This is a genomic window from Streptomyces sp. NPDC051041 (genome assembly GCF_044456065.1).
Taxonomy (GTDB): Bacteria; Actinomycetota; Actinomycetes; order Streptomycetales; family Streptomycetaceae; genus Streptomyces; species Streptomyces glaucus.
In genome coordinates, this window is sequence record NZ_JBITFM010000016.1 from 30,107 (window position 1) to 49,941 (window position 19,835).

At 71.3% G+C, this 19,835-nt stretch carries 12 protein-coding genes and 1 pseudogene; 6 read left to right on the forward strand and 7 right to left on the reverse strand.

The features are described from left to right. The 6 genes and pseudogenes from ACIBAI_RS22485 to ACIBAI_RS22510 all read right to left on the reverse strand — a co-directional run. Positions 1–557: pentapeptide repeat-containing protein (locus tag ACIBAI_RS22485; protein WP_399036774.1), on the reverse strand; the 557-nt coding region annotated here is incomplete at its 3' end. Positions 558–627: 70 nt separating this feature from the next. Then, positions 628–1,389 (reverse strand): hypothetical protein, encoded by a 762-nt coding sequence (locus ACIBAI_RS22490; protein WP_399036776.1) that lies wholly within the window; start codon positions 1,387–1,389, stop codon positions 628–630. Beyond that, a pseudogene (locus ACIBAI_RS22495) lies at positions 1,379–1,815 on the reverse strand (transposase); the annotation flags it as partial. The gene ACIBAI_RS22490 and the pseudogene ACIBAI_RS22495, both read right to left, overlap by 11 nt. Next, positions 1,754–2,152 (reverse strand): transposase, encoded by a 399-nt coding sequence (locus ACIBAI_RS22500; RefSeq protein WP_399036924.1) that lies wholly within the window; start codon positions 2,150–2,152, stop codon positions 1,754–1,756. The pseudogene ACIBAI_RS22495 and the gene ACIBAI_RS22500, both read right to left, overlap by 62 nt. Positions 2,153–2,393: 241 nt before the next feature. Beyond that, complete coding sequence (locus ACIBAI_RS22505) at positions 2,394–3,500, reverse strand: exonuclease domain-containing protein (protein WP_399036778.1); 1,107 nt, start codon at positions 3,498–3,500, stop codon at positions 2,394–2,396. Positions 3,501–3,857: 357 nt separating this feature from the next. Next, the gene (locus tag ACIBAI_RS22510) at positions 3,858–4,100 is read right to left on the reverse strand and encodes a hypothetical protein (protein WP_399036780.1); all 243 of its coding nucleotides are present in this window, start codon (positions 4,098–4,100) and stop codon (positions 3,858–3,860) included. A gap of 411 nt (positions 4,101–4,511) precedes the next feature. Here ACIBAI_RS22510 and ACIBAI_RS22515 point away from each other — a divergent pair, with 411 nt between their 5' ends. Further along, positions 4,512–4,886, forward strand: a complete 375-nt coding sequence (locus ACIBAI_RS22515) for a hypothetical protein (protein ID WP_399036783.1) — start codon at positions 4,512–4,514, stop codon at positions 4,884–4,886. Positions 4,887–4,969: 83 nt separating this feature from the next. Here ACIBAI_RS22515 and ACIBAI_RS22520 read toward each other — a convergent pair whose 3' ends face one another. Then, a complete protein-coding gene (locus ACIBAI_RS22520) occupies positions 4,970–6,724 on the reverse strand; it encodes a DNA/RNA helicase domain-containing protein (RefSeq protein WP_399036785.1) in 1,755 nt (584 codons plus the stop codon). Positions 6,725–7,199: 475 nt separating this feature from the next. Between ACIBAI_RS22520 and ACIBAI_RS22525 the strand changes: the two genes are divergently transcribed. The 5 genes from ACIBAI_RS22525 (at position 7,200) to ACIBAI_RS22545 (ending at position 19,791) form a co-directional block, all read left to right on the forward strand. Further along, on the forward strand, positions 7,200–8,165 hold the full coding sequence (locus tag ACIBAI_RS22525) for a protein NO VEIN domain-containing protein (protein WP_399036788.1): 966 nt from the start codon (positions 7,200–7,202) through the stop codon (positions 8,163–8,165). Between the two features lie 420 nt (positions 8,166–8,585). Continuing rightward, complete coding sequence (locus tag ACIBAI_RS22530) at positions 8,586–8,774, forward strand: hypothetical protein (protein ID WP_399036790.1); 189 nt, start codon at positions 8,586–8,588, stop codon at positions 8,772–8,774. Positions 8,775–9,096: 322 nt separating this feature from the next. Next, on the forward strand, positions 9,097–9,360 hold the full coding sequence (locus ACIBAI_RS22535) for a hypothetical protein (protein ID WP_399036792.1): 264 nt from the start codon (positions 9,097–9,099) through the stop codon (positions 9,358–9,360). Positions 9,361–10,162: 802 nt separating this feature from the next. Further along, a complete protein-coding gene (locus ACIBAI_RS22540) occupies positions 10,163–11,695 on the forward strand; it encodes a hypothetical protein (protein WP_399036794.1) in 1,533 nt (510 codons plus the stop codon). A 218-nt stretch (positions 11,696–11,913) separates the two neighbouring features. Further along, positions 11,914–19,791, forward strand: coding sequence for a hypothetical protein (locus ACIBAI_RS22545; protein ID WP_399036796.1), 7,878 nt, complete (start codon positions 11,914–11,916; stop codon positions 19,789–19,791). Positions 19,792–19,835: the final 44 nt, after the last annotated feature.

Genomic DNA, 19,835 nt, shown 5'->3' on the forward strand with positions numbered 1-19,835 from the left:
TCGAACTCGGCGTCGCCGGTGAAGGTCGCCTCGCCGAACCGGGCGGCGCCAGTGAAGGTCGCCCTGTCGAACTCGGCGTCGCCGGTGAAGGTCGCCCCTTCGAACCGGGCGTCGCCGGTGAAGGTCGCCTCGCCGAACCAGGCGTCGCCGGTGAAGGTCGCCCCTTCGAACCGGGCGTCGCCGGTGAAGGTCGCCCCGCCGAACCAGGCGTCGCCGGTGAAGGTCGCCCCTTCGAACCGGGCGTCGCCGGTGAAGGTCGCCCCGCCGAACCGGGCGGCGCCGATGTGGGGCCTACTGGTGGTGGGGTCGTGCAGGGCGGTGAGTAACCGGTTCAGTAGCTCAGGGGTGAAGGGGGTGCCTCGGTGGTCGATGTCGGCGCCGGAGGTCAGACCGGCCAGGTAGGCGTCACGGTCGGCGTCGGCCAGGTGGGCCAGGCACGCGGTGTGACCGGAAACATGGATACCGCGGCAGCCGACGGGGTCGGTGGCAGGGTCTGCACCGTGTGCGCAGTACGGCCAGGACGGCGCCTCAGGTGCGGGAGGCTGGGGTGTGCTCATGACGTGGCGGCTCCATGGGGCCTCTGGTGCCAGCAGGACAACGGGCAAGGACGCGTAGGACGCTTCCGGGTCAGGGCCTGCCCTGGTGGAAGGGGTTGTACGCCGTGTAGGGGTTCTCGTCCGTTTCCCCGCGGTGGTGGCGTTCGGCCTGGTAGGCCGTCCAGGCGTCCGCGCCCTGGCGGATGGACTGGGACGGCGTCCCGGTACGGGCATAGAACTCGGCGAAGGCCAGATCCGGTTCGGCCAGGCGCCGGCGCCGCTCCGCCCTCGGACCGTCGCGAATTCGCGCCTGGTCGAGGTCGTCGATGCTGCGGGCATGGGCGAGGTCATCGATGTCGTAGGCGATGCGCCGTAGCACCACTGCCACCCGCGGCAGATCGACCACCACCGGATGCCGGTCCGGGAAATCTGCCTCCGGCCGCAGATTCACCACCGGCGGGTGGCTCTCACGCTCCAGGTGGTCGATCCACTGCGCGCACTGACAGATCCAGCCGACCTCGTCCACCAGCCGCCCGGCCACGTCCGCGCGCCCCGCCAGCTCCTCGTCACCGCTGCCGCCGGGATCTTCCGGGGCAGGCCAGCCCGCCGCCCGCAACTCGGCCAGTACCGCCTCCAGCACCTCCCCGGAGGTGTCCTTGGTCAGCTGGTGCACCCGGGTCGGCGACAGCCCGGCCGCCTCCGCGGCCTTCCGTACCGACACCCCGTTGGCCCGCGCCGACGCAAGCGCCCAGACCCGTTCTTTCTCGGCCTGCTCCAGCCGCCGCGCAGCCCGCCGCACCCGCGCCAGCATCCGCTGCTCCCGGCGGAACTTCCCCAGCCAGTCACTCCTCACCGGCCACAGCCTGCCAGGCACGACACGACGACACAGAGGTGTTCAGCGAATTGAACACCCCACCGCTACCCACCACACCAAAACTCCCCGAGGGCCCACTACCACTCGATAAAGCCAGCCGGGCATTCTCCGGGTGGGCGACCTCCTTCCCGGTCAGGGCGAGAACATAGGCCAGCCCGCGCTCCTCGAGACCGGTCCGGAACGGAGTGCTGACGCCGTAGCCGGCATCAGCGACTACCACCGGCGCCTTCAACCTCCACTCGCCGAGCGTGTCGAGCAGGCCGAGCGCCAGACGCCACTTCTCCTGGTGGCCGGTGCCGTCGGGGACTCCGGCCCGGCGCAACGGTCCGGCTCGTCCGTCCACTCACGCGGCAGATACAACTGCCAATCCAGCGGGCAGGAGGCGGTGTCGGTGGCGGCGTGGACACTGACCGCGACCTGGCAGTTCGCCCGCTTGCCGACCGCCCCGCAGTACTGGCGGGCTACCCCCCACCGACGCGGTGCCGCACTTGGGGAACGACACATCATCGATCACCCACACCTCGGGCGTGATCGCCTCGGACAGCCGCTGGGCGATCCGCCGCCGCACCGGCAGCGGATCCCACGGCGACTGGTTCACGAACTGCTGCAGGGCCTGCATGTTCCCGTCCGGCAGCCGCTCGGCCATCGGCTGGATCGACTTGCGCCGGCCGTCCAGCATCAGACCCCGCAGATAACACTCGCCCCACCGCCGCTCATCCCGCCGCGGCAACGAGGCGAACACATCGGCAACGAACTCCGAAATCGCAGGGACCGCGAGTTCTTCAGCATGGAGTACCGGGAAGCCGCGCAGATTATCGACTCCTACGTACAGACGTAGTGACCGTGCCGCCGCTCCTCCCGGATCGTTCAAGAATCCCCATCGAGCCGCTCAGCTCTCTGGCCGCCTGCGGGTGTGTCTGCGGTGCGGGCGGACTACTCGCCGTCCGGCCGTGGCGGGTGACGTGGACGGCGGCTTGGGCTGTTTACCAGACGTTGCTGCAGACCAGCAGGTGGCGCACCGTGAGCGACTCATCGGGCCGGTCGATCCCTTGCTTGAGAGCCAGCAGGCGCGTAATGATTTTGCTGTTGTTGCGGCAGGAATCAGCCAGGACGTCCCAGGTAGCCAGGCAGTCGCCGAGGGCGCTGTGGGCGGCGAGGTTGCCGGTTGAGTACAAGGCGGCCAGATCGGCCAGGGCGTGACTGTCTTGCCTGCGACGGGTCTGCTGGCTGATCCGCATCGGGTCCACAACCTGCGCTGGCCCGCCCAGACGGTCGGCCAGCGTGGGAAGGCCATGGCGGCGGCATTCCGCGTCCAGCAGAGGCAGGTCGTAGGTGCGGTTGAAGACCACCAGCGTGGCGCCATCGACGATCTGCTTGGCGAGAGTGCTGGTCAATGCGTCGAGGGCGTCACGAGGGCGCGCACCATTCTCACGGACCAGCATGTCGTCGATGCCGTGGATGTTGTAGGCATCCTCGGGAATCGGCACGCCCGGATCGATCAGGACGCTGTCCCAGGCCAGGGCGCGGTGGTCGGCCAGCAGCCAGCCGGCCTCCACGATCCGGTCCGTATCGGGGTCCAGACCGGTCGACTCCAGATCGAACACGATGATGCGCTCGCCGGGGAACCAACCGACCGGGTGGCGTCCGTCTGCTGCCGCCTCTTGCAGGTGTTTTTCGACCGCGCGCCGGTCCGCGGCACGGGCCAACCGGCACAGGCTGTGAGCCACTTGGCCGGGAGTGCTGGCGTGCGGCAGCCGAAGGAACTCTCCCTGGTCGTCTGCGAGTCCACCAGGGGAGTAGATGAACAGGGACGAGGCCTCGCCGGGGCCAGACAATTGCCCGATGACGGCTCCGTAACGCACATCAACATCGCCCAGACCCAGCAGCAAGCGCGCACCGGGGCCGGTAGTTTCACCCGGCCGGAGGAACTTTTCCCAGGCACGGGCGTCACGGGCCAGATCTCCTAGACGGAGCTTTTCCTGCTCGCTGTCGGCCAGCTGCGGCCCTGTCCATGATCCGTTCCACTCGTACGGCAGCGCCTCGATCAAGGCGTCGAGGAAAGCTTCTGCGGTGCGGGAGTCGAAGAACATGTTCCTGTCCTGAGACGGCGGGTACAGGACCCGGACAGTTGAGTGCATACTGCTCTGATCCTAGAGCCGAGTAGATCTTGAACTGTCATGAGTCTCGTGAAGCTCGATCTGGATCGGTACAGGCAGACCGCGAGAACTTGCGTCTACCCCCGACGCGGGGCGCGTTCGTACGTGGCGGGCGAGGGCATGGTCGAGCGCGGAGCGAGCGTCGTGACGTGCTCTCCACCGCCTCGCCGTCTGCCTGTGCGTCCATGGTCCTCGCACGCGCACCCCGGAGTGCGGTGTGCGTGGGGTAGGGGCACAGCCGGGTTGGTGCCCGGTCCTTTTGGGGCGGCCATTGTGGTGGTCCTGTCGTGCTCAGACGATGTGGACTCGTTCTGTGTTGCCTTGCTCGTCGCGCAGGAGGACTTCCTTGCCGTCGGCCATTTGCTGGGCGAGGAAGGCGTAGACCTGTACGGCTCGGTTGATGACGTCGGTCTTCGACAGGCCGGTGAGCCGCATGAGGGTGGCTACGGCTTGGGCTGCTGTGGCGATGAGGGTGACGGTGAAACGTTCGTTCTCGGTGCGTACGGCGTGGAGTTTGTCCGCTTGACGGGACATGTCTCTCGGCCTCCTTGGAAGTGGGGACGGTACCGGGCGGCACCTTTGACTTCCCCATCATGACACCTACGCACCTGGCGTGCACCATTTCGGTGCTCTGCGCGTTCGGGAAGGATGTATTCCAGTCGCTTCGGGTGTAAGAAGCTCACCAATCTGGTGACGAAATGGTGTACAGCGGGCCTGGCGTCGTGTACTTTTGAGGCGCGGCATCCGCCGTGCAGTCGATCAGAAGGGGATCTCCATGCGGCTTCATCCATGCCAGCGGTTCAGCGGGCAGCTATGCCGAGCCCGCTGCTCGACTCTCTACGACACGTAGGGGCGAGCTGCTGGCTGGGATCTAGATCGAGTTCAGGTATGCGCCGATTCGCGGTGCATGGCTCGATCGCCGCCACCATGGAGGTACCCAGCCCTATGATCAACAACTCTACGCAGGCCACCACTGCACCCCGCAGCAGCGAGCAGCCGTCGGCGCAGGCCGAGACGCGGATCTGGACGAGCCCGGTCGACCAGGTGGAAGTGCCCACCAGCGACGCCCAGGTGACCATCGAGGTCACCAAGGACAAGTTCAAGGTTGGGATGCGTGTCCCGGGCCCCCACACCGGGCAGATGATCAACGCCTCGACCCGCGTCCTGGGTCTCGTCGGCTCCATTGTCGGCCCCCTGGTGCTGCTCAAGGTCTCCGTGGACGTCCCGATGCCGTGGCAGGGGATCTGGTCCCTGGCCGTGGCGGTCGGGTTCCTGCCCGTTGTCCACGTTCTGCTCGGTAACCGCCACGACAAGCGGTAGCCGCAAGCACCTCCACAACTGACTGCGCAACTCAGCGCCGGACGACCTGTCCGGCGCTGAGTTGTGTCTGTCCCCGGGCCCAGTCAGCGGATGAGGCTGGTGAGGAGGTGGTGGGTGCCTGGGTGGGTGGTGTGGATGTGGGTGGTGTGGGTGCCGCGGGTGAGCAGGACGCGGTAGGTGTTGAGGGCGTAGGGGAGGTACTGCTGTGGGGTGAGGTGGTGTAGGGCGGGGTCGTGGCTGTGGTGGGGGTGGGCGGTCCAGTGGTCGTTTTCCCAGGTGAGGTCGGGGCCGATGATGATGCCGGCGGTGTGGTATTCGAGGCCTTGGGCGGTGTAGATGCAGCCGATCTGTTGGTGGCCGCCGGTGTGGCTGGCCCAGAGCTGGCTGTGAGGGGCGAGGGGGCGGCCGGTGTCGGGGTGGGTGAGGGCGGTGGCGGCGTTCCATGCGGCGCGCCAGGTCCGGGTCGGGGTATCGGGGTGGGTGGCGGGGACGTCGATGTGGATGTCGAGGGGGAGAGAGGTGGCGCCGGGGGGTCGGTTGCGGGTCCAGGGCCAGCAGAACCCGGCGGTGGTGCGGGCGGCGTGCCCGGCGGCGGTGGCCTGTTCGATCCGTTCCTGCAGCTGGAACGGATCGTCCGCCAGGTGGAGGTTGTAGCCGGTGTGTCCGGTCCACGGGGTGGGTGTGCCGTAGAGGAGGGCGTCGACCCAGGCGGTGTAGGCGGCTGAGCCGCTGCACCGGAACGATCCGGCAAGTTCCAGGTGGTGGTGGGTGCGGCCCAGGGCGTGGGCGGCGGTGCGGATCTCGTCGACGGTGGTGCCTTCGTCAGGGCGGATGATCTGCCGTTCGTCGAGGAAGATGACGGCCAGCGGCACCTGCTCGAGCACGGCGGCCAGGTCCGGCGGAAGGCCGCGGGTGCCGCCGCGTTTGATGCGCTGGGCTTCATCGATGACCAGGGCACCGGCTTGGCGGGCGGTGCTGCGTATCGAGCCGGCCGCAGGGAACAGCTCGCGGGCGGCAAGGTGGCCGCGGGTGGCGTCCAGGAGGTGGGTGCGCAGAGTGCCGGAGGGGGTGATGAAGCGGGGACGGGACGCGGGGTGGGCGCGCATGAGGTGACCCAGGAGCCGCACGGCGAGCGCGGTCTTGCCGCTGCCCGGGCCGCCGCTGACCGTGATGATGGCCCCGCTCGTGGTGTTGCGATGCCTGTTCGGCCTCTGAGCGGCGCCAGCGTCCAGGGCGGTCAGGTAGCGGGAAGCAGCGGCGCGGATCCGCACGAACGTGTCCTGCTGGTCGCCGACCAGGGCGAAGGCGCGGTTGCCAGCCAGATCGGCACCGACGTGGTCGAGGAGCCGACTGGACGGCGTCCACCGGATGCCCTCGAACACTGCCACCTGCCCGGCGTCCGGCGCCACCAGGTCCCCGCACTGCAGCAGCCCCGCCAGCGCCCCGGCAGGCCCGGACAACTCCTCCGCCGTCAGCACCGGGATACCGACGTCCCCGCCGGCGCCCGCGGCCAGCGCCGCCCCCTCATCGGCGGTGGCGTTGTGCAGCACCACCACCCCACGCACCTGAAGCTCCGGCGCGTTCTTCGGGCGCCAGTGCTGGAAGAAGCTGCGGTAGGCGCCGACCTGATGGACCGGATGGGCCGTCACCACCCCGTCGCCGCGCATGACCCGCTCGGCATCGAGGATGCGGCAGGTCTGCCACTGCTTGAGCTCGACGACCACCAGCCCCAGCGCCCCGCCTGGTACGGCGCCGACCAGCAGGGCGTCCAGGCGCCGTCCGCCGCCAGGCGTGCCGTACTCCAGGTAGACCTGGAGGTCTTTCAGCCCGGCCCGCACCAGCGCCGCGAACAGGGGCGGCCAGCTGTTGCGCCAGCTGCGTTCCTCCGCGGCACCCGGTGTCCCGAAGCCGGCCGCACGGTACCAAGCCGCGCACCGGTCATAAAACGAAGCCTCCCCAAGACAGGCGGCGATGTCGCCGACCCGGCCCGCGGCCACGCACGCGACCGCTTCGGCTGCTGCCGGCTCCGGGGAAACCGGCGACTGCGCACCCCCGAACCGATCGGAGTCGCTCGGGCCGCCGGCGGCCGGGCCTGGAGTCGGGAACTGCTCGGGCACGTGCTTCTCCCTGTCTGTGCGGCTGCTGCACACCAACCGGCGGACCGGCCCGGGCCGGTCGCCCTGCCCTCTGCTACCGCCTCAACAAGCTTCTCAGCTCCGTGAGTTGAGCAATCCGCTGGCCCGCCCGGGCCGGAAGGCTGCCAAATAGGAAAGCTATCGACTGCTCGATAAGAGCCTGGTTATGATGGCCTGCATGAAGAGTTCGACGTTCGTCATGGTCCATGTCGGCCAGAGCACCGAGTCCCAGCGCAACCTGGAGCACGGCATCGAGACCCTCTCCTGGGGCTTCCCGGAGAAGAAGCCCGAGTACGAGCACGCCCGCCCCCGGTTCGCCGTCCTGGCCACCGGCGCTTCCCCCCGCGTCCAGCTGGAGGAGTGGCTGCAGAAGACCGCCACCCTCTACCTCTTCCAGGTCCGCGGCGGCTTCTACGAAGGCACCGCTTGGCACTGGCCCGACGAAGAGGCCGAACGCCGTCTGAAGTACCCCCAGCGCTTCGGCATCGAGCCCCTGGCCAAGCTCGAAAACGTCCCCCTAGGCCCCGAGGGCCCGCTGACCGAGGCCGGCAGCGACGCCATCCGCCGCTCGGGCACCGACCGCGGCATGGGCAAACTCGTCGACATGCCCGCCCAGCACCTCCTGAAGCTCGCCGGCATCCCCTTCGACCCCAACGCCCCCGAAGACGTCCCCCTGGACAAGTCCCCGGGCTTCACCGCCGAACAGGTCGAAGGCAAGAAGAAGCCCCAGCGCCGCCGCCGCGGCGCCGGCTACATCTCCGACCCCAAAAAGCGCAAAGCCATCGAGGAGCACGCCGAACAGCTCGCCACCGCCCACTACGAGCAGCAGGGCTGGACGGTCGAAAAGCTCGGCAAGCCCTACGACCTGCGCTGCACCCGCGGCACCGAGGAACGCCACGTCGAGGTTAAGGGCACCACCGGCGCAGCCACCAGCGTCGAACTCACCATCAACGAGGTCCTGCACGCCCGGGACAAGGACAACACCGTCGACCTCTACGTCGTCAGCGACATCAAGGTCGACACCTCCACCGACCCCTACACTCCCAGCGGCGGCAGGATCTGGCACTACCCCGACTGGGAACCAGCCGAAAAAGACCTCCGGCCCCGCAAGTACGAGTACCGCCTCCCCGACCTCCCCGCCTGAACGCACACCTCCGGCCGCAGGAAGCGAGTCGACGGGCTGACACCCGGTCACCTGTCCTGCGGCCGGAGAACCTCATTGTGCCACCAGGTCCCCACGCACCACCCGAGCTGCCACAACCAGGAATCGTCGTCCCCTGCCGTGACCACACCACCTGCACAACCGGCCGAGCACCAGATCGAGCGCCTACCGTAAACGCTCCCCCGCATGCCCAGTACAGAACAGAGAGCGGCACCGCCCGCCTCGTCACACCGCGGGTTCTCGCACAGGTCAGGGCGGAGTTGCGAGGCTAACCCCCGCAACCACGACCCTGTGTTCACCTGTCCGGGTCCGGTGCCCGAGACGTAATGAGCAGGGAGCCCCACACTCCCGCCGACATCCACATTCAGGCCATCCGTTTGTCCGCTCCCGAGGGGAAACCCCGTGTCCACGCTTACTCTGCTGGTTGTTGTCCTGCTGGTCCTGGTCACCGTGCTCGTCGTCGGCGCCGTGGTCTACGCCGTGCACCGCCGTCCATCGCTCAACGCCCCTGTCATGGCCGGCATCGCGACCGTCGCCGCGCTCGCCGCTGTCCTGGCTCTGATCGTTGCGGCCGGAGGCGGTGGTGCCTGACGGCCGTCAACGTCATGGCCAGGCGCCGTACGGTCCCTCGGGCGGCGCATACCGCGCAAGCTGGTCCAGCGGCCCCGGCCCTGTACTCCCGAAGCTGCGGCGAAGTGACAAGTAGCTGAGAGTAAAGCTCTAGACACCGCTACCCTTGGGCTTCCCTCCCTGAGCGTTACATCGCCGTGCCCGCAGACGTGGTGGCGAAGTGGGCGCGCAAGGCGGCCGACGTCGACGTGCTCGTACGGCGCGGCCGGCCCGAGCAGATGGCCCTCGAGCGCCGCTTCCGCCCTCGCCCGGGTCGGACCGCTCCCGGCTACGGTAGACGCCCATGAACGCCTACGAGCGGGCCGTGCAACGCGCCCTCGCCGCCACCGGCCACACCCACCTCACCACCCGCCAGCTCGCCGCGCTCCTCGACCGCATCGAGGAGGCCACCCCGCACGCACAACACCTCCAGCGCCTCCACCCCGGACACGCCACCACCCGCAACCGCCTGCACGCCGCCGGCATGACCTGCGCACAGATTGGCCTCCACGACGACGGCGACCCGGAGTTCCTCGACGCGCTGCTGCAGGAACTCGCTCACACATAAGCCCAGCAACCCCCCCCCCCGCCCCGTACCCCCCCCGGCGGCGCCCTGGGCCCATTGGCCCCGGGCCCGCAGCTTCGGGAGTACCGGGCCGACCCATTGGGCAGCGGCTTGTCGGACACCTTCTTCCCAACACGGTTGACGGCGGCGGCGTGATGTTCGCTCTTGCCGACATCCCCAGCACACGGTGCCCGGGTGGTCCGAGCCGTCGCAGCCCTCCCGGCACAGTGTGTTGGTGACCGGGACTGCGACCGGGGGCCGCGGCTCCTGGTCGGCCGTCCCGGTGAGGCGCCAGCGGGCGGCGGTGTACGAGATGCCCTCGCGGGCGGCGAGGTCGCGGGCGGCGCGTTTGGTGTGCTTGTCGCTGGTCATGACCGGTCGCTGTCCCGGCGGCGGACCCCGTGCATCCCGCCGCGGCGCCGGTGGTCAACGGAAAGGCTTCGGGGTGGTCTGGCGTCACGTGAGGCTCAAGCCCCTTGTCCTCTGTCACCGCTCCCGGCGTGGGCGCAGTGCGGCTCGGAGTCGGGTCGACGTGCGGCGGCCGGTACCGCCGTAGCCGCCCGCACCGACAGCGGGGGCGGTGCCGGGCAACCGGCCGAAAGCCGCGGCACGATGCCAGTGGGAACCCCTACCGTGGTGCTCACGGCAAGACGCGTACGCCGTTCGCTGCCGCCCTGGCGCCCACGCCGCCCGGGCACAGTCGGCCAAGGTCTCACGGGGCCCGCGGAGTGAAGTGCTGTCTGCATACCGGCCTCGTCGTACACGGCCGGCGGACGCGTGGGGACCGCCGTGCTTGGAGTGCGTGATGCCGAAGAAGCAGAGCACCGCAGCGAAGAAGGCCCGGGCCGCCGCGCGGCAGGGCGTCAAGTACACCGCCGCGCTGCGCGCGGCCGCCGCCGTCCCGCCCGGCGAGGGCGCCGCCCGGTACGGGTGGGACGAGATCGTGGTCGCGGCCCTGTCCGACGTCGTGGCCCGCGACGGCGTCGTGCCGGTGCGGGTGATCTGGTCGGACGAGACGCCGCCGGCGCACTACAACGGGGAGCGCTGGGGGGTGGCGGAACCGGCCGCCGACGGCTACCTGATCCGTGAGGTGATCTACCAGCAGGCCGCGGCAGCCGCCGTGGAGAAGGGCACCCGCATCCCCGTGCCGTACCGGACGGCCGACGGCTCGGTGGAGGTGGCGGCCCTGTGGCCGCTGGTGTGGCACCCGAAGGACGATCCGCGCTGGCGGTGGGCACAGAACGGGTGGGGTGTAGAGGCGCCCGGCGACATCCTGGACGGCTTCGACCCGACGGCGCCCAGCCCGCAGCTGCCCTATGAGGTGCGGGTGTTCAACGTGCCGGACGGCCTGGTCGGTGAGACTCACCAGGGCGCTACCCCCAGCTGGCAGACCTGGGCCTGGTGCGCGGACGTCGACCGGGCGAAGGAACTGGCGCGCGCCCTCGTTGCGCACCGCCTGGCGCAACCGCGCGACCCGCGCTACGGCGATGCGGGGTTTGTGCGGGCGCAGGTCTGGCGGCATGTCACCGGCAACCTGGCGGCCCTGCCCAGCAAGGTGTGCACGGTCGACGCCGATCCCGACCGCCCGGTGGTGCCGCGGCTGCCGTACGGCACGTGCCCGCCGGGGCGGCCGGAGTCGCCCGACGCCAGCCGTCAGGGTGAACCCGTGTGGCACCGAGGCCAGAAGCACCCGCCGAAGTACGAACTGAAGGTGTGGTCTGAGACGGACGGCTGGATCTCCCTGGCCTGGATCGAAGGCGGCCGCACCCCCGCGGGCATCACCGCCGACCTGCTGCGGGTCGGCGCCGGCGGCCGGTGGGCCTTCGCCGAGACGTGGGGCCCGCGACACCCCGACGCCTGGACCCACGACTGGACGCAGGAGGGCCGCTGCGTCGCCGACCGCCACCCGGACACGACGTTCGCCGAGGACAGCGCACGGATCGAGGCCCAGCGCCGCGCGGAGCGCGGGCACCTGGCGGCCGCGCTCGCCGAGCGCAGTGGCGGCACCCTGACGGTGGCGCAGGCCGCTGCCCGCCTGGAGCAGGGCGGGCGCGCGTACCGGGACTTCCTCTCGGTCGGCTCCGCCGCCATCGCCCAGGCCCTGCACATCGCCCGCCGCGCGGCCGCGGGTGATGAGCGGCTGGAGATCCGGCGGGTGCTGGACGCGCTGGAGCACCGGCACGAGGTGCCCGACTGGGCCATCGGCCTCGCCGACGCCCACCTCGCCCGGGACACGTCCGACTCCCCTGAGATGCGGGCGTACCGGCGCCGGGCCCTGCAGGAGTACCTGAGCCCGGGCCCGGACACCGACGGCATCCCCGGCCTGTCCGCGGGCTGATCCGGCCCTTGCCCCGCAGCGGCCCGGCACCTGCTGCCGGACCGCTGTCACGTGTAGCGGGCTCGGCACCAAATCCGTTGCTGCTGAGCCGTTACGGTCAAGGATCATGTACGCCTGCCGCTGATCCCGGAGCCCCGGGCGGATTCCAGCCCGGTCGGCGCAGGGCAGCGAAAAGACCGGATCACAGGCCCGATGTCCGGGCCCGTGGGGGAGTGCGCATGGGGGATCGGTTCGCGACGCCGGAAGACGTGCTGCGCCACTGGCGCATTGAGGAAGGCGACCCCTTTCGGATCGCCGAAACGAAGGACGAGGCCGCCAGCCGTCGGGCTGTTGTCTACCAGCGGGCGCAACGTGCCAGCGAGGTCGAACTAGTCGGCGAAGCCCTGGTCATCGCCCGGATGCACTATCCCGACTCCGGCCGGTACCGGTGGGGCGTCTTCCATGCGGGGACTGCACAGCCGGTGCTGATGCTGGAGTACGAGGACATGAAGCCGTCGGATGATGGTGCGCGGGCCCGCACGCTGGCGGAGGCCCTGGACCAGTGGCGGGACCTGTCGACAGGTGAGCCGTTCGACTGGACCAGCGAGGGCCTGATCGAGCGGCTCCGTTCGCCCTACGGACGCGGCCTGCTCGACCAGGTCCGCGGCCGGGACCCCGAGGCCCGGTGGGCGGGCTCCCCTTCTGCGGAGGCGGAGACCTGGGAGACCGACGACGGCTTGGAGTACACCTACGACCGTGACGGCAGCACAGTCAGGGTGTACGACCCGGACGGATTGCTGATCGCCAGCGGCGAGAACAAGTTCGACGTCAATACCCGCAAGAGTGCCGTCATCGGTGAGATGCATGACGGGCGGCGTATCACCGGAAAGTGGGCCAGCCACTTCGTGGAGAACGCCGTATGGCAGCACCGCATCGCGCAGCTGGAGCCCGAGGACCGGGACCCGGTGCGGATCTACTACCTCGACCACCGGGCCACCGTCCACGGCGAGGCGGACGGCACGGTCGCCGCCCGCCTCGCCGAACTGGGCGAGACGACCAAGGCTTCGGCCGCTGCGGACGCCGCACCGGTCGACGATTCCCGCGGTGAAGACAGCGTCCCGGCGGAGTCTGCGCCCGCGACAGAGGTGACGCCCGTCGACACGGATGACCGTGGGATGACCGTGTGGGAGATCACGGGGGACACGCGCGGCCAGCTCGCTGCAGGTGTTGAGGTCAAGGTCCCCGGTTCGGCCGTATGGCTGCGTGTGGAGTCCGTCAGACTCACCTCCGGCGGGTGGTGCGAGGTCTCAGGCCCGGCCGTCAACGGCATGGGCACGGGTCGGCCGTGGGTCGATGAGCGGGTGGACCACACCGACCGTTCGATGCCGTACGTGGTGGCCCGCGGGTATCAATCACCGGTCAACGCTCCGGCCCCGACCGGCACCGTCCAGCCCCCGGGCGCCGAGGGCACCAAGAGCCCCGGGCCCGGCAGCACCCTGCAGGAGCTGATCGACGGCTTCGGCGGCCGCGTGACGGTCGGGCATATCGGAGCCCCGCAACCTGCGCCCGCGCCCTCCGGCGAGACCGCCGAACAACCCTCAGAACAGCCTGCCGAGCACCCCGGCCTCCTGGCTGAGACAACGGCCGGGACGCTCTCAGTACCCGCGCCGGAGCCCGCCGACGGCACGGCCGGGAACCCGGCGGAGCAGGCTCCCGCAGCGGACGGCGACGGGTACGGCACAGCAGACCTGTTCGACGCCTATGGCCTCGCGCAGCCCGAACGCATCCCGGCCCCGGCGGCACAGGACGAGCCCGGCCCCAGGGCGGAAGCGGAGGAATCCACCGGCGTACCGGACGGACAGATGACTGTGGAGGAGGTGCAGCCCGAAGCACCCGCCGGCCAGGAAGCACCCGCCCGGGACGCGGCTACGAAGGACGACGGACGGGAGCGTCTGACCAGCGCTGATGGGCGGCTGACGTTCACCTTGAACACCGTCCCCGCGAACGCCGGCTTCCACCGGGAGGCCGTGGAGGGCTACCAGCGGCTCCGCAGCGAACTCGCTGCGGTCGTCGCGGCCAAGGACGAACAGGCAGCCCAGACGCCTGCGGAACAGGCCGATCAGCTGGCCCGGTGGCGCCGCACCTACAAAGCGGCCAACCGGCTGGAGCCGTTCCGGCCGCTGCCCGCGCTGCGGCTGACCAAGCGGACTGACGCCCCCGGCCTGACCCCCGCGGAGTACGGCATCGGCTCGTGGGTGACCTGGCGGGACGACCAGAGCGGCCAGCAGGTGACCGGGCAGGTGATGGCCCCCGGCGCGGCCGCGGGCACCTGGTACGTCAGCACCGACCGGACCGGCCACACCGGCGAGTACCACGTGCTGAGCCGCAGCGGGAAGAAGGCCACCGGCTACAGCTACTCCATCAACGGCGCGACCAGCGACCTGCGGCCCGCCGGCGGGCCCGGGGAGCAGCGGCCGCTGGAGGACCTGCCGGAGGTGGACTCCATCCCCGCCCGGCCGGTCACCTCGTACGCCGACTACGTACCCAGCAACGGTCTGGCTCCGGTGCGCGAGCCCATCCCGGTGACGGTCGGCGAGACGGGGTCGCGCTTCGACCCCGTCGAGGTGGCCTTCGACGTCGTCGCGGACGGCATCCCGTTCGTGGTGAAGGTGGACCAGGACGACGAGACTCTGGCCTCGACCTACGTGCCGCGTGTCGAGTCCGCCGACGGCGACGTCATCGTGGAATTCGACCCTCTGGAGAGCCGGGCGGAGGCGATCGACGTCTGCGTGCGCGTGGCCCGCGAGACCCGTGAGAGGGCCAACAGGCCGCTGTACGCGCACTACCGCAACAACGACTTCGCCCTGGCGGGCAACGGCGTCTGCGGCCGGTGCAGCCTGCACATCGACGACAGCTACGAGAAGGAGCTGTACCGGGTCAACGGCGGCGACCCCGAGTGCATCGATCACATCGTCCTCCGCCTGAACGTGCGGGAGGCTGACGTCGCCGAACTGGCACTGGCCCGCCGCATCTGGGCAACGCGCCAGGCCCCCGAGCCTGCCGACACGGCCTCGCCGACCGACGCCGAGCAGTCCACGGAAGCGCCCGCCGAGCGGGAGACGACGGCCGCTGCGGCGCCGCAGGAGCCACATGAAGTCGACCGCAAGATGCTCCGGGGCGGTGACCGGATCACGGCCGTCGTGAACGCCTCCCGCCTCGAACGGCCGTCGCCGTGGGGCCAGGACGTGCCCGGGCAGGTCCGCATCTCCGGGACGGTCCACCCCGGCTACCGCAACTATCAGGGCAGCGCCACCCTGCTCGATGCGGTGATCCGGGACATGGACGGCAACGAACTCGCGGCCGATGCCGACGTGTTCGTGTCGCTGCTGCCCGCCCGGGTGACCCTCATCCCGGCCGGGCACCGCGACGAGCTGCGGCCAGAGACCCGTATCGCGGGACAGATCCGCGTAGGCGACCTGATCGCCGAAGGCGGCAAGCGGGGCGAGGTCGTCACCGAGCTGCGCTTCGCGCACAACGCGCAGCGCGGCACCATGATGATGTTCTCCACCCGCGACGTGGCCAGCGGATCCGTCAACGGCTTCACGCTGGCCGTCACGGACGAGATCGCGGTCGTGCCCCGCGAGCGGCGGCCCGCACAGGACATCACCCCGCTGTTCGGCCGTCACGGCAGCCATGACCAGGTCGCCTCCGAGGTTCAGCGGACCTTCGACCTGTGGGCCGCCGTCGCGGATGCCGTGTCGCGTGCGTGGCCGAACGGCACCGGCCCCCAGGGCGAGATCCGGGCGCTGAACAGGGCGGTCGGGGCGATCGACACCACCGGCAGGGGCGTGGACGGCTACCGGGCCAACGCCGCGGCGATGGAGATTGCCGAGGCCGCCGCGGCGGCATTGTTCGCCGCCGCTGACGACGACCTCCTCGGCCGCTACGTCGGCCTGCCCCTGCACCGGCTGCGCCAGCATTTGGATGCTCAGGCCCACCGGCTGCACGCGTCCGCCGCTCACCTCGCCACACGCGCGGCCGCCGCGCCGCCGGCGGACACGAGCACCACCGACACGGCCGACACCGCCTCCATGAAGCCGGGCGACGAGGACCAGCCCGCGCCGGACCGGCCGACCGACCGCACTCAGGAAGGGGGGAGCGTGGCTTCCCGCAGCGAGACGGAACAGCTCGGGCTGTTCGGTGCCCTGGCCCCGGACGTGGCGGGCGGCCAGGCGGAGCCGGACACGGCCCGGCCAGCGTCCGCAGACGGCGACGAAGCAGCACTCGACGACGCGGTACGTGCCCAGTTGGCCGTGACGGAGGTGACCGGGGCGGCAGGGATCCGGTACTCGCTCCACGGAAGCATGCGCCCCGGTGAGCCGGAGAGCATCCAGTTCCGCGTCGTCCGCCTGTCCCGCGGTGTGACCGGCACCTACGACTTCTCCGGCACCCGCGACGAGTGCCTGGCGTACATCGGGTCGGAGGCCGCCGTGCGGTCGGCCGCCGAAGCCGTGGGCGAGGACCGCGAACAGCGGGCGGCCGCGCTGGCGTGGCTCCGTGAGGCGCGGGCGGAGGAACCCGCCGCCGATGCCCCGGCCGCCGCTGAGCTGTATCGGACGGCGGTCGCCCGTCAGCGGACCGGGGAGGACGAGCGCACGCCGGATGCTCCGGAAGAGTCGGGGCTGCCGGAGCTGGACGTGGTGCTCCTGGACGTGGACGTGCCGTCGCTCGATCCGGCCGAGCCGTACGCCACTGACGCGGAAGCCCAGGCGGACATTGACCGGCTGGGCGAGGCGTTCGCGCGGTGGGCCGCCCTGCCCGCCGTCCAGCGGTACCACGACGCCGACCGTCAGCGGCGCCCCGACGGCGACGGCGCTCCGACCAACCCCATCGTGCAGTTGGCTGAGGCGTACCGAGACGCCGAGCGGACCCTGCGGGAGGGCCCGGTGGGCTCGCCGGACGACCTGGTGCGCCAGGTCTACGCGGTGGCGGCCTGGAGCGGCGCCCTGGAGGCGGTCGTCGGTGACGACCTGCGCGGCCCGCTGGGGCAGGTGCGGGAGGCCACCCGTCTCCTCGCCTCCCGGTCGCGGGTGACGGTCGAGTCCTTCGAGGCGGAGCTGGCAGCGCTCGCCGCCAACTCCGAGGAACAGTCCACCGACTCGCAGAGTGCGGGCGTCGAGACGGAATCCGCCGAACAGGACGCGGCCGCGTCGCCCGCCGAGCAGGCGCCCCAAGGCACCGATGCCGGGGAGACGGAGGCCCGCCCCGGGCCGGAGCCGGGGGAACCGGCCGCCGACGCCGCCCCTGTCGCAGAGCCGCCGGCGAGCGGGCCGGAGACCGCGACGGAAAAGCCGCTGTTCGCGGTGGGCGACCGGGTCTATCTCAACGGCGAGCGGTATTCGGTGTCGGAGGTGTCCGAGGACGGCACGATCCTGCGTTCCGGGGAAGGCGTGGAGCTGCCTGCCGCGGAGGTGACCTACGAACAGGACATGCCGCCGGTGACGAGTGAAAGGCTCGCGGATGGATGGTGGCGGTACTCCTACCGGGACCGCACGTATACCGTCACCGCCCTGCCCGACGACCTCGTCCGCGGCCGCCTGGCCACGCTGAGCTACGTCATCGTCGACGAGAACAACGACCTGGTGGGGCGCAGTTTCGGGACCCCGACGGACAGACGCATCATCTGGGCCTACCACAACCCCGGCGTCCTGCCCCCCGACGTGGTCAGATGGTGGCGGCTCAGCGGCAGCACCGCTCCCCTGCCCGAGTACACCGCCGCGGAACGCGCGTACGTGGAGGCGGGCCCGCCGACCACGCAGACGCCCTTGCACCTGGACGCGCCCGCGCAGACCACGGCCAGCACCGAGACGGACACCGTCACGGACGACGACGCGGCGGTGCCGGAGCCCGGGCCCCAGGACGTCCGGGAACCCGCGCCCGGTGTCGGCGGCACGGCTGCCGTCGAGCAGCCCGCCGGCCCGGACGAGCAACTGCCGCCGGCAGCGGAGGGTGAGCAGCAGGTGGCGGAGTCCGGCCCGGCAGCCGCACCGACGGACGCGGCCCCGGCGGGCGGGGACGCCCTCAGCGACGAGACGGCGCAAGACGCTTCGGAGGAACCGACCATGACCACCCCGCCGATCCCGGAGACCATCGACGCACCGGACGAGCCGGCCATCGAGGAGCCGCCCGCGCCCCAGCGCTACGTCGAGACCGTCGCGCTCGCCGGGGACACCGGCTATGGCCTGCGGCTGTCCGGGCTCGACGGCCAGCCGGTCGACTCCGGCGACGTGCTGCGGGGCGACTCGGTCATCGCCACCGTCCACCCGGGCTCCGAGGGCGGATGGTTCGCGCGCCTGACTGTCGAAGGTCTGCCCGCTGACGTCACCTACCTGACCGCCTCGCCGCAGGATGCGGCAGTCAACGCGGCCGTCATGTACTCCGCGTTCACCGGTATCCCGGCCGGTCCGCCCCTCGGCGCGGCCGCCGGTGACGGGCCTCGGCAGCGGGTCGACACCCTGCGGGCCAACCTGCGCGACGCCGCCGTGCAGCACCGGGAAGCGGTGGCCGCCGCGGCCGCCCGCGCCTACCCCGCCTTCGAGCAGCACCAGCACTTCCGGGAGCTGGTCGGCGGCCTCGACGGCCTGGCGGCCGCGGTGTCCGAGGGCTACGGCTCGCAGCAGATGACGCAGCACCTCGACGCCGTCCAGCGGGCCGTCAACAACTGGGGCGGCTCGCTGCCGGGCGACCCTGATCATCCCGAGCGCCGCCAGCTCGTCTTCCCGCTGGCTCATCTCCTGTACGACTCCCGGCGCCTGCAGGACCAGGTGCAAGCCACGCTCGCCGCGGTCCAGGCGGAGCGGGCCGCCGCCCGCGACCAGGCGGCCGCCGCGGCGCCCGGCCCGGAGGCGCCCGCCGCGCCGGAGAACAGCGCGGCGGCCCCCGAAGCTCGGCAGGCCGCCACGGAACCCGGAAGTCCCGCAGTTCCGGACTCACAGAGTGCCGAGACGGCGCGGGAGAAGACCCCGGCTGCGCCGGCCGGGCCCGCGGACGTGCCCAGCACTGAGATCCCGGCCAGCACCGTGGCACCCGAGGGTGACGGCCCCGCTCCGGACGCCGCCGGCAACGGCATTCGCCGGGCCCTGGAAGACGCCCTCCAGGCCAGCCGGCCGGAGACGGCCGCACAGTCCCCCGGTGAGCTACCGCTGTGGACCGGCACGGAGACCTCGTCCGCGGACACCGCGGCGACAGAACCCGTGCCCGGACCGCTGGACGTCCGCGCCGAGTTCCAGGCGGTCATGGAGGCCTTCGCCGAGCACGTACCGCCGCAGAACGGCACGGCGCAGGACCTGGTCGCCGACCTCGACGCCGACCTCGCCACGCTGCAGCGGGCCTTCGCTGAGGCCGTCGCACCGCCCGCTCCGGCCGCCCCGCCGTCCCCGGCTCAAGCGGACACCGCCGCTGCGGAGCCGGAAGCGGAGACGGCCGCGCCCGTCCCGCAGCAGGCCGATGCCGTCAGCGCAGCCCTCCAGCGGGCCGATGCGCACGCCGCCGCACTCCAGGGCCTCCCGGAGTGGGAGAAGATCCAGACGGTGCGCGGCGCGGTCGGTCACCTGTTCCGCGTCATGAGGGAGCGGGCCGGGGAGCACTTCGACCGCCTGATGGGGGACAACCGCGTCGGCGAGTTCTTCCGCAAGGTCTCGATCCGCGCTTGCGAGAAAGTCGCCCAGTGGGCGCAGGCGGCGGCGGACCGCCTCCGGCGGAAGGGGGAGGGGAAGGACTCCGACGCACCGGCGGCCGGGGCACTGCGCGACCTGGCGGATGCCGCTACCGCCTACAGCTCCTCCGCTGGGGGGCGCAGCGGGCCGCCGCCGGCATCGCGGGAGGCCGCGTCCATCACGGTGGACATCCCGGCGATGCGCCAGCTCGGGGAGGCGCTGTCCCGTCCCCTCCCCGGGGCCAAGGACGGGCGCGCTCCGCGTGTCTCCACGGCGGCCGCGCGGGGCCGGTCGACCACACGGCGCGGGGCGAAGAAGCCGAGCGGCTCCGCGGAGCAGGCGGGCCATCTGCGGCGCGGCAGCACCGAGCAGCAGCGGAGCCACAAGCCGACGCAGCGCTGACCCTGACGTGGTGAGGGGGCCCGGATCGCCGACGTCGGCGATCC

Coding starts and splice junctions, on each gene's coding strand:
- ACIBAI_RS22510 (WP_399036780.1), bottom strand. CDS start 4,100: ATGTCCCGTCAAGCGGACAAACTCCACGCCGTACGCACCGAGAACGAA.
- ACIBAI_RS22525 (WP_399036788.1), top strand. CDS start 7,200: ATGAAGAGTTCGACGTTCGTCATGGTCCATGTCGGCCAGAGCACCGAG.
- ACIBAI_RS22515 (WP_399036783.1), top strand. CDS start 4,512: ATGATCAACAACTCTACGCAGGCCACCACTGCACCCCGCAGCAGCGAG.
- ACIBAI_RS22505 (WP_399036778.1), bottom strand. CDS start 3,500: ATGTTCTTCGACTCCCGCACCGCAGAAGCTTTCCTCGACGCCTTGATC.
- ACIBAI_RS22535 (WP_399036792.1), top strand. CDS start 9,097: ATGAACGCCTACGAGCGGGCCGTGCAACGCGCCCTCGCCGCCACCGGC.
- ACIBAI_RS22540 (WP_399036794.1), top strand. CDS start 10,163: ATGCCGAAGAAGCAGAGCACCGCAGCGAAGAAGGCCCGGGCCGCCGCG.
- ACIBAI_RS22545 (WP_399036796.1), top strand. CDS start 11,914: ATGGGGGATCGGTTCGCGACGCCGGAAGACGTGCTGCGCCACTGGCGC.